Origin of the sequence: Limnospira sp. PMC 289.06 (genome assembly GCF_032350395.1) — a bacterium.
Taxonomy (GTDB): Bacteria; Cyanobacteriota; Cyanobacteriia; order Cyanobacteriales; family Microcoleaceae; genus Limnospira; species Limnospira platensis.
In genome coordinates, this window is sequence record NZ_JARPLC010000016.1 from 22,007 (window position 1) to 31,469 (window position 9,463).

Below are 9,463 nucleotides of genomic sequence, written 5' to 3' on the forward strand. Positions count from 1 at the left end.
CCCCTCGGGTACGTCAGACCCGGTAAATAGAAACGAGTCCCCCAAGTTTAACTGACGCAGCTTTTATCGGTTGCTACTGACGATTAACGAATGTATTGTGGACACATCTGCTTAACCAAATTATTGCGAATACTTTGATCAGCGCGTAAAATTTCGCGCATTTGGGGGTCCAAAGTCAGATCTTGACGAAGAGACTCTTCCTGAATAGCCTGACGTTGCCGCCAAGTTAACCCCCCAGAAGCCAAGGCTTGACAGGTATCTCCGACATCTTCAACAATAGACTTCAAATCATTTTGAGCAGAAAGCAACAACATACGTTTATGTAGCTCAGGTTGTTCGGACTCCTCAACCATACTTCGGTAACGAGAGATGATATGAGAAGCGCTCAACACAGTTGGCGGTTGCGCTTCTGCGGGAAGTTGACCAATCAAAATCCCAAAGGAAACTACAACCCCTATATACCCATACAGACCATTCTTAGCCATGGTTCCTCCTAAACGGAAGTTTAACTCACTAAGGTTGTTAACAGACTGGACCATTTAGCCACCTACCTGATATTCAAGCGATCCCAGGATCATCCTCAGAATCTGCCAGCAGTATCTGGAGGGACACAGGCTCTCTAATCTATCACCCAACCTGGTTAAAAGGACAATTCCCTTGGGGAATGTCTTTGAGAACAGAACTGGTTTTTGAATTTGGGGATATTGTACTCTCAGACTATACATCAAGTCTTGGGCAAGCGCACCAAATCTATCAAAGTTCATTGATAATAGCCATTTTGCCGTTGATCCTGGAAATAATTTCTTTGAGACCCTCAATTGCTCTATGCTCCTAGAACCAGAGAAAATAGGAGTCATAAATTACATTGGTGAGCGATCGGTGCTTTTTCCTGATTCAATAGGAAACATAGAACATAAACTTTTGTTACAAGAGGAGTGAAGATGTACATTGTACAGATTGCCTCTGAGTGCGCCCCTGTAATCAAGGCGGGAGGTTTGGGTGATGTAGTCTACGGACTCAGCCGAGAGTTGGAACTGCGGGGCCATACAGTAGAGATAATTCTACCCAAATATGATTGTATGCGTTATGACCATATTTGGGGGCTACATGAAGCCTATCGAGATTTAGTTGTCCCTTGGTATGGTGCGGCTATATACTGCGATGTCTACTGTGGCTGGGTTTATGGCAGATTATGCTTTTTCATAGACCCCCATTCCGAGGACTTATTTTTCAATCGGAGCTGCTACTACGGTTGCAACGATGACAATATGCGGTTTGCCTTCTTCAGTAAGGCGGCCTTAGAGTTTCTGTTGCTGACGAACAAACGACCTGATGTGATCCACTGCCATGACTGGCAAACTGGCCTAGTTCCGGTGCTACTGTTCGAGATTTATAAGTATCATGGCATGGAATATCAACGGGTTTGTTATACCATTCATAACTTTAAACATCAGGGCATTTCGGGATGTGATGTTTTATGGGCGACAGGTCTGAATAAGGAATCTTACTATTTCGCTGACGATCGCCTTCAAGATCCCTTTAATCCCTTTGCTCTAAATTTGATGAAAGGCGGAATCGTCTATTCCAATTTTATCACCACAGTTTCCCCCCACCATGCTTGGGAAGCACACTATGGTGATTTTGGCTATGGTTTAGGCCATACCATTCATGAACATCAACATAAATTTGGTGGGGTACTCAATGGCATTGACTATGAAGTATGGAACCCCCAAGCCGATCGCTATATTCCCCATCATTATGATGCTGATACCTTTACGGAAAAAGCCAAAAACAAACAAGCACTCCGAGAGCAATTATGGCTGGGTCACGGGGATAAACCTTTAATTGCTTATGTGGGGCGTTTAGACCAACAAAAAGGCGTTCATCTCGTCCACCATGCTATTTATTATGCCCTCTATCGCCAAGCTCAATTTGTGTTGTTAGGTTCGGCAACGGAAACCGCAATTAACAACTGGTTTTTGCATGAAAAAAATCATCTAAATAATAACCCTGATTGCCATATCGAAATTGGTTTTAATGAAGAACTTTCCCATCTCATTTATGCCGGGGCTGATCTTATTATTGTTCCCAGCAATTATGAACCTTGTGGCTTAACTCAGATGATTGGCTTGCAATATGGAGCTGTTCCAGTGGTGCGGGGAGTTGGCGGGTTACTCAATACAGTCTTTGACCGGGACTATGACAACTATCATGAACCAGAAAAACGCAATGGTTATGTATTTTTCCAAACTGATAGTCAGGCGCTAGAATCGGCTTTAGATAGAGCGATAGGCTTGTGGTATCACTATCCCAAAAAGTTTCAAAATTTGGCAATTCAAGGGATGGAATATGACTACTCCTGGTCAAATCCAGCTACTCAGTATTTGTCGATTTACGAATATATTCGACATAAATAAGTGGCAAAAAAATTCCTATAGGTCTGAGGTTTTGGGTGTGGCGGTAATATCCTAAACGTAACACATGAAACCTCAAAGCCTATCGGTTACATCGGTCAATCTATCTAATCAGATATCATGTTTTCCTCAGCATATAAGTACAAGGTAAATCAATGGTATTTTCGACCAACAGATGTATTTCTAGCCTCCTATCCACGTTCTGGTAATACGTGGATGCGATTGTTACTTAGTGATGTGATTCAACATTTGGGGGGGGAAAAAACACAACCAGGAGGGAATGTGATCCCAGATGTTTATAAGGTGGATATTGAAGACTGGTATCGCAACCCTCGGATTAAAATTCCGTTTCGGATTATCAAAACCCATGAACCATTAGCTCTCATTTCCGATTATCGAATTATCTACCTATTTAGACATCCGGCTGATTGTCTTTGTTCCTACTATCACTATCAATTAAGGTCGCCTAGGTTTCGGGAAAATAACTCCGGGATAGATGGGTTTTGTCAGAATTTAATCAATCAATGGTGTGGTCATATTAACGGTTATTTAGAAGCTGCTAAAACTGGCAGCGATCGCCTTTTCTTGGTCAGCTATGAATCCCTGAATATTAACCCAGTTGAATCGCTCAAAAATGTCTGCAATTTTCTGGATTTAGATATCACAGAAGCTCAGGCTCAAATTGCCGTCAATAATCAACAATTTCGGCAAGTTCAAACTCTCAGTCAGCGGGGAGATAGCCAAACTCTAGGATTTGCTGAAAACGGCGGATATCAAAACTTCTTTCGGCGCGGTCAAATCAACTCATCCACACAAGAATTATCGGAAAATACCCGCACAATTATCAGCCACAAATCCCAGGATATTTACAATCAAATCAGGGAACTAGAGTCACAACAGTTAACAAATATTAATAGTAATTAAGACTTGATCACCTGCAAACTATGTCATAATTAATTCAGAGAAAAGCCTAACCCAGATGGGTAACGACTAAAACAGGATTGACGAAAAGTGCATAAATTGTTTTAGTATATCAAAATGGATAACCATATCATTATATCAATGGCAGATCAGGTATACACTCATGGATTTAGTATCCCATCAGTTTATCAGCTATTTTGAGCCAGAACAGGCGAATAAACTTTGTCAGTTGGCGCTTGTCGAATACTACCCAGAAGGAAGCCTAATTTTTGAAGAAGGCGAAGTTCCCGACTACTTATATTTGGTGCTAACCGGGGAAGTAGAGTTTAGTAAGTCCACAGGAGGCGATCGCTATCAAGTGGTAACAGTGGCTAGACCCAATAGCTTTTTTGGTGAATTTGGGGTATTAGACGGACAGCCACGCAGTGCGAGAGCGATCGCTACACCAGGGGGAGCTACCCTAGCGAAAATCTCACAGGATCACCTGATGACCATTCTCCAAGACGCAAAGGGTCAAGTAGTCCTCAAGCTATTCGGCTATATTACCCAACAACTGCGAAACACCACCAACGAGTATGTCAACCAAATGATTCACAAGCAGAAAATGGAACTATTGGGGGAAATGGTCAACACCATTGTACACGATTTTCGCAGCCCTTTCACAGGTATTCAGCTTTCGAGTTCCATGATTAGGGAACTACACCCGGACGAAGAAACCGAGGAATGGTGCGATCTAATTTCTATGCAAATTCAACGAATGTTAGGAATGGCTGAAGAAGTCCTAGAATTTAGCCGGGGAAGCACTAGCCTGGTCTTAAAGTCAGTGTCGATAGGGGAGATTATACAGCAGTTTGAAAAGTTAAACCGAGTCTATTTACACTCCTCTGATGTAGAATTGGTCCTTGATATTCCGGAGGAAATCTACGTCCTAGCTGACCTTAACAAGATTATACGGGTCCTACAAAACCTGGTCAGCAATGCTGTAGAAGCCTTCCCTAATTCACAGGGAAAGATTATCATCACTGCTACTACTCAAGATAATTGGGGGCTGATTATGGTTAAAGATGACGGACCGGGTATCCCCAAAGCTATTCAAGAACACCTGTTTGATGCCTTTGTCACCTATGGAAAACAGGGGGGAACGGGTTTGGGAACAGCGATCGCCAAATCTATTGTCGAAGCTCATGGCGGCGCGATTAGCTTTGAATCAGCGGCCGGAGTAGGAACTACATTTTGGATTCGTCTACCGTTGAACGATGGCGATCCTAATATGCAGTCCCCAACCCTCAAACAAGTTAAGATTTGTTGATTTTCAGGGATAATTATATATCCAAAACCTCAAAATCTGTTTGACCATAGGCCATTTGGCGATCGATAGCTGAGAGAATTTTATTATTAGCCTGATCCGAGTGCAAGCAAGCGCAAGCCAAAGCCGCCACATCAGCGCGGTGGATAGTTCCCGCCACTCGGTAATCCTCCGTTAGCACACCATTTCCGGTAGCTGGTTCGGACTTTAACCCTCCCGGACGGATAATAGTATAGGTCAGTCCACTATTAATCAGATGTTCCTCGGCTTTTTCCTTTTCGATCAAGACTGATTTCAGGGTTTCCATCGCCTGGGGAGGGAGAGCTACAGCACTTTGACCGCTACCAATGGAGGAAATTAAAATGAATTTTCCCACACCAGCTTTCACCGCCGCATCAATCAGGTTACGATTCCCCAAATAATCAGCCCTTTGACCATCTTTCGGTAAACCGCCAATGGTGCTAATCATGGCAGAAATAGCCGGCCTATCTGCCACCGCCTGTTCAACCGCCGCCAGATCTAGAGCATCTCCCATCACAATTTCAATGCCCATTCTTTCTAGTTCTGGTCCGCTGGCAGGCGATCGCAATAATGCCCTAACCTTCACTTCTCCTCCACTCAGACAATTGGCAATTTCCCGACCTACACCCCGACTCGCACCTGCGAGAAAAATACAAGATTCAGAATTCATCTATTTACTAAAATTGTTTATCAATTATCCATTATCAATTATCCATTATCCCTTGTCCTCAAATACCACAAAATATAATTTTTGCTGATTGATACGACTAAATAGATTTGAATTTCAAAATATTGTTAAGAATTAATACAATTTAATTGAAAATCCCTCGCAAATAGTTGACGAGATTATGGGGGTTATGGTACCATTGGAGAAATCGCTCCCAAGGGGTTATTGTGTCTTGACGCAAAAACAGAGCCCAAAACCCCGATTCTGTCGGGGTTAGGATTATTTTCCGACCAAAATTAACAATTCACGATGCACGAGTTTTGGGGGACTAAGGCGATCGCCATTTTTAGGGGTCTTGACAAAAACGACATTTTGTGCATATATGAATCGTCGATTGCGATCAGTGAATTAAGAACTAGGGGTATCAGAAATGAGAGATTTCATACCTTCGAGAGTGGCGGGGATAGATCGCGGGTCCATAAACATCACCTTGCTGCTATCACTATTACCGATAGTAGCTCCCATCTCAATATAGTTTTGGGCTAACAGATATTGCAAGGCTTCGCGGGCTTCCGGGTCACTTTGGAGAGTCTTAGTTAGAATTTGGATAGCTTCCGCCGTAGCATGGGCTTTGAGAACCTGAGATTGACGTTGTGCTTGCGCCTCGAGTACCACAGCCTTTTGTTGAGCTTCAGCAGCTAATACTTGCGCCTCAGCCCGACCCTTAGCAGAGTTAACAGCAGATTCTCGTTCTCCTTCGGAAGCCAGAATAGAAGCCCGTTTTTGTCGTTCTGCAGACATCTGCAACTCCATAGCATCCATTACCGCCTTAGTAGGGCAAATATCGCGTAATTCGACCCGTGTAACTTTCACACCCCAGGGGTCAGTAGCGATATCCAATTCCCGCAATAGCATTTCATTAACCTCTGTGCGGGCGGTAAAAGTTTGATCAAGTTCGAGCTTTCCCATTTCGGAACGGATCTGGGTTCGCACCATATTTTCCATAGCAGCCTGTAGGTTATTAACCTTATAGCAGGCTTTTTCCAAATCCATAATCCGCCAATAAACCACAGCATCAACGCTAATGGAAACATTATCGCGGGTAATACATTTTTGGGGAGGAATATCAAGGACTTGTTCCCGGACAGTTTCCTTATAAGCCACGCGATGATAGAAAGGTACAAGAAAGTTTAAACCAGGATCCAAGGTACGGCCATTGTACTTACCGAGGCTTTCGACTAAGGCTTTATCGCCCTGATTGATAATTTTGACAGAACCTGCCAGTGTGGAGCCACCGAAGAGTAAAATAATGATCAAGAATAGCTGTTCCATGGTTGATTTTCCTCTGATGTTAAATTCGGAGCAAGTAGTTAGGAATTGATTAACTTTTCAGGAACGACAACTAAGGTATTTCCTTCTCGATTGACAACCAGGACTTTTTGTCGAGGGGCGATCGCATATTCTCCCTCAGAACGTGCCCGCCAAGAAATACCATCATAAATTACCCGTCCAGTTTGTCCCGGCAAAATTTCGGTCAAAGTTTCAGCCTCCGTTGCTTCTTCCAGGATAGCCACCCGACGGTTTGGTAATAAACGGCGCACTACCATTATAGATGCGACAGATAATATCATCCAGAGAGCTATCTGTATAGGAACATTAGGCAAGATCAAAGAGATCGCGGCTACTACCAAGGCGCTCACGCCCATCATAAACTCGACAAAGGCCGTAGGAAGAAATAACTCCATCAAACATAACACGGCCCCAGCCAGCAACCAAACGAGTGTAGGATTGGCAAACATCGATTCAACAAGCCTCCCGGGAATTTAGGGCTCTGGAGTTGATGCGCGCAAATTTGATAATTAATGGATTGCTATGATCAACAGGAGCTACAATCATTTTATCTTTCATGTTCCTGGTTTAGTCCTATCGGCAACATATCTTCAGAGTGTCTTTACATAAACTATTGCAAATCAGCAGTTCATCACCACCCCCGATCTACTGCACCAACCCAGTCTGTCCGAAACCAAGTAATGTCTTGGGAGAGGAAATCTGTGCTACCTGTGAGACACCCCTAACCTATCGCTATTTGTGGGCGGTGGGTTCTGCGGCTCAGTCCATGCAACCCGGACAAATAGTTGGCAACCGCTACTATGTGACGGCCCCCCAAATTTGGTTGGATACTAAGCCAGGAGTGCCTCCGGTACTTCCCGATCGCTTATCGGATGCGATCGTATCCTATTTGTATCTGTATCCTTACCACCTGCATATTCCCAGCGTCTATGGGGTTTACAACTTCACTGCTGAGGATATGGTTGATATTGTGCTTCTGGATAATATCCCGGTTGATGATCGCGGCAGTTTATACCCGTCGTTGGTAGAAGCATGGCCGGAAGCCACTGCAGTGCGTCAAGTTTACTGGCTATGGCAGATTCTACAATTGTGGATTCCTCTGTGTGAACAGGGAGCTACCTATAGTTTACTAATTAAGCATAACCTGCGAGTACATGGCTGGCGGGTACGATTGCGGGAGTTACATCAAGGTAAGATACAACCAACCCTGCGAGATCTGGCTGAGTCTTGGTCAGTTTTGATTGAGACCGCCCATGAGAGAGTCCGCCAGCCTTTACAGGATATTGTGCAAGTCCTACGCCATAGCCCAGAGGATGCCATAGAGGCGATCGCCACTCAACTTAACCAGATCTTATTAGAACAAGCATCTGAGTTGCCCTTACATATAGCAGTAGCAGGTCAAACAGATGTGGGTATGATGCGATCGCACAATGAAGATTGTTGCTACCCCACAGCTACCGATCTCAAGCAAACCGATATTTACCCCAATGACAGACTCATCCCCTACATGAGTTTAGTTTGTGATGGGGTAGCCGGTCATGAAGGTGGCGAAATTGCCAGCGGGTTGGCTGTCCAATCAATTAAGCCGTTGATTCACAGCTTCATCATGGAAGTTGAGCAACAGGAAACCCTACTTTCCCCCGTTATGATCGCCCATCAACTTCAGGAAATTACCAGAGTTGTTAATAATGTCATTGCCGCCCAAAATGATGAGCAGGAGCGCTCATCTAAGCAGCGCATGGGAACTACCCTAGTTATGGCACTACAACTCCCACAACGCGCTAGACGTGGCTCTAGTTTGGATTTTAACAATGCCCATGAACTTTATATTGTAAATGTCGGGGATAGTCGCGCCTATTGGATAACGCCGGAGTCTTGTCAACAGTTGACCATTGATGATGATGTTACCATCCGGGAAGTGCGTCTGGGTCGTGCTGTGTACTGGGATGCTAAACAACGGCGGGATGGCGGCGCTTTAACTCAAGCCTTGGGAACCCGAGAGGCGGAATTTTTGCGCCCGGCAGTCCAACGGTTTATCATTGAGTCTGATGGCCTACTTTTGTTGTGTTCTGATGGACTCAGTGACAACCAATGGGTTGAGAAAACTTGGGCGGACTATGCGCCTTTGGTTTTACGGGGGGAAAAATCCCTAGAATCAGCGGTTCGGGATTTGATTGATGTGGCTAATACTCAAAATGGTCGGGATAATGTTTCGGTGGTTTTGACTTATTTTGGGGTTTCTCCTCAAAAACTGGTTATGGTCGAACCCACCGCGACCACTCAAGAGTCTCTACCCTTAGAGTCGGAATTTACGGCCGCATCACGGGCGCTGATGGAAGAAGAAGCTGTGACTTCTGTTGACAAGAGGGCTACTCGTCTCCACCGCTTGAAACAGGCTTTATTGATTCTGGCTTTATTGATTTTGGCGATCGCCGGTGGTTATTTAGTTTGGCGGCTAGTCTACCAAGACTCCCCCACGGAAACACCCACGGAAACACCCACAGACTCCCCCACAGAAACACCCACGGAAACACCCACGGAACCCTCAACCACAGAAGTTGATTCCGATACCAATTACATTTCCTATTACATTTCCTAGGTGAACCCTCAGAGAACCTCCAGAGGGCGGGTTGATTTATCTTATCCCTAGGAGGGGAGGATATAGGCGAACCCTCAGAGGGCGGGTTGATTTATCTTATCCCTAGGAGGGGAGGATATAGGTGAACCCTCAGAGGGCGGGTTGATTTATCTTATCCCTAGGAGGGGAGGATATAGGCGAACCCT

General features: G+C 44.7%; 8 protein-coding genes. 4 read left to right on the top strand and 4 right to left on the bottom strand.

The genetic code is table 11. The features are described from left to right. Positions 1-83: 83 nt before the first annotated feature. Positions 84-539: a hypothetical protein gene (locus P5674_RS05805; RefSeq protein ID WP_014274094.1), complete on the bottom strand. Its 456-nt coding sequence runs from the start codon at positions 537-539 to the stop codon at positions 84-86. A 402-nt stretch (positions 540-941) separates the two neighbouring features. Between P5674_RS05805 and glgA the strand changes: the two genes are divergently transcribed. The 3 genes from glgA (at position 942) to P5674_RS05820 (ending at position 4,644) form a co-directional block, all read left to right on the top strand. Then, a complete protein-coding gene (glgA, locus tag P5674_RS05810) occupies positions 942-2,417 on the top strand; it encodes a glycogen synthase GlgA (RefSeq protein ID WP_014274095.1) in 1,476 nt (491 codons plus the stop codon). 117 nt (positions 2,418-2,534) lie between these two features. Further along, positions 2,535-3,338, top strand: coding sequence for a sulfotransferase domain-containing protein (locus P5674_RS05815; protein WP_014274096.1), 804 nt, complete (start codon positions 2,535-2,537; stop codon positions 3,336-3,338). Positions 3,339-3,498: 160 nt separating this feature from the next. Continuing rightward, on the top strand, positions 3,499-4,644 hold the full coding sequence (locus P5674_RS05820; protein WP_014274097.1) for an ATP-binding protein: 1,146 nt from the start codon (positions 3,499-3,501) through the stop codon (positions 4,642-4,644). A gap of 13 nt (positions 4,645-4,657) precedes the next feature. Here P5674_RS05820 and P5674_RS05825 read toward each other — a convergent pair whose 3' ends face one another. From P5674_RS05825 to P5674_RS05835, 3 genes are all read right to left on the bottom strand, one after another. Beyond that, positions 4,658-5,332 carry an SDR family oxidoreductase gene (locus P5674_RS05825; protein ID WP_006617621.1) on the bottom strand — a complete coding sequence of 225 codons (675 nt, stop codon included), beginning with the start codon at positions 5,330-5,332 and terminating at the stop codon, positions 4,658-4,660. 405 nt (positions 5,333-5,737) lie between these two features. Next, a complete protein-coding gene (locus P5674_RS05830; protein WP_006617622.1) occupies positions 5,738-6,661 on the bottom strand; it encodes an SPFH domain-containing protein in 924 nt (307 codons plus the stop codon). Positions 6,662-6,699: 38 nt separating this feature from the next. Beyond that, positions 6,700-7,128 carry an NfeD family protein gene (locus P5674_RS05835; RefSeq protein ID WP_006617623.1) on the bottom strand — a complete coding sequence of 143 codons (429 nt, stop codon included), beginning with the start codon at positions 7,126-7,128 and terminating at the stop codon, positions 6,700-6,702. Positions 7,129-7,274: 146 nt separating this feature from the next. Between P5674_RS05835 and P5674_RS05840 the strand changes: the two genes are divergently transcribed. After that, positions 7,275-9,278, top strand: coding sequence for a 4-Cys prefix domain-containing protein (locus P5674_RS05840; RefSeq protein ID WP_006617624.1), 2,004 nt, complete (start codon positions 7,275-7,277; stop codon positions 9,276-9,278). Positions 9,279-9,463: the final 185 nt, after the last annotated feature.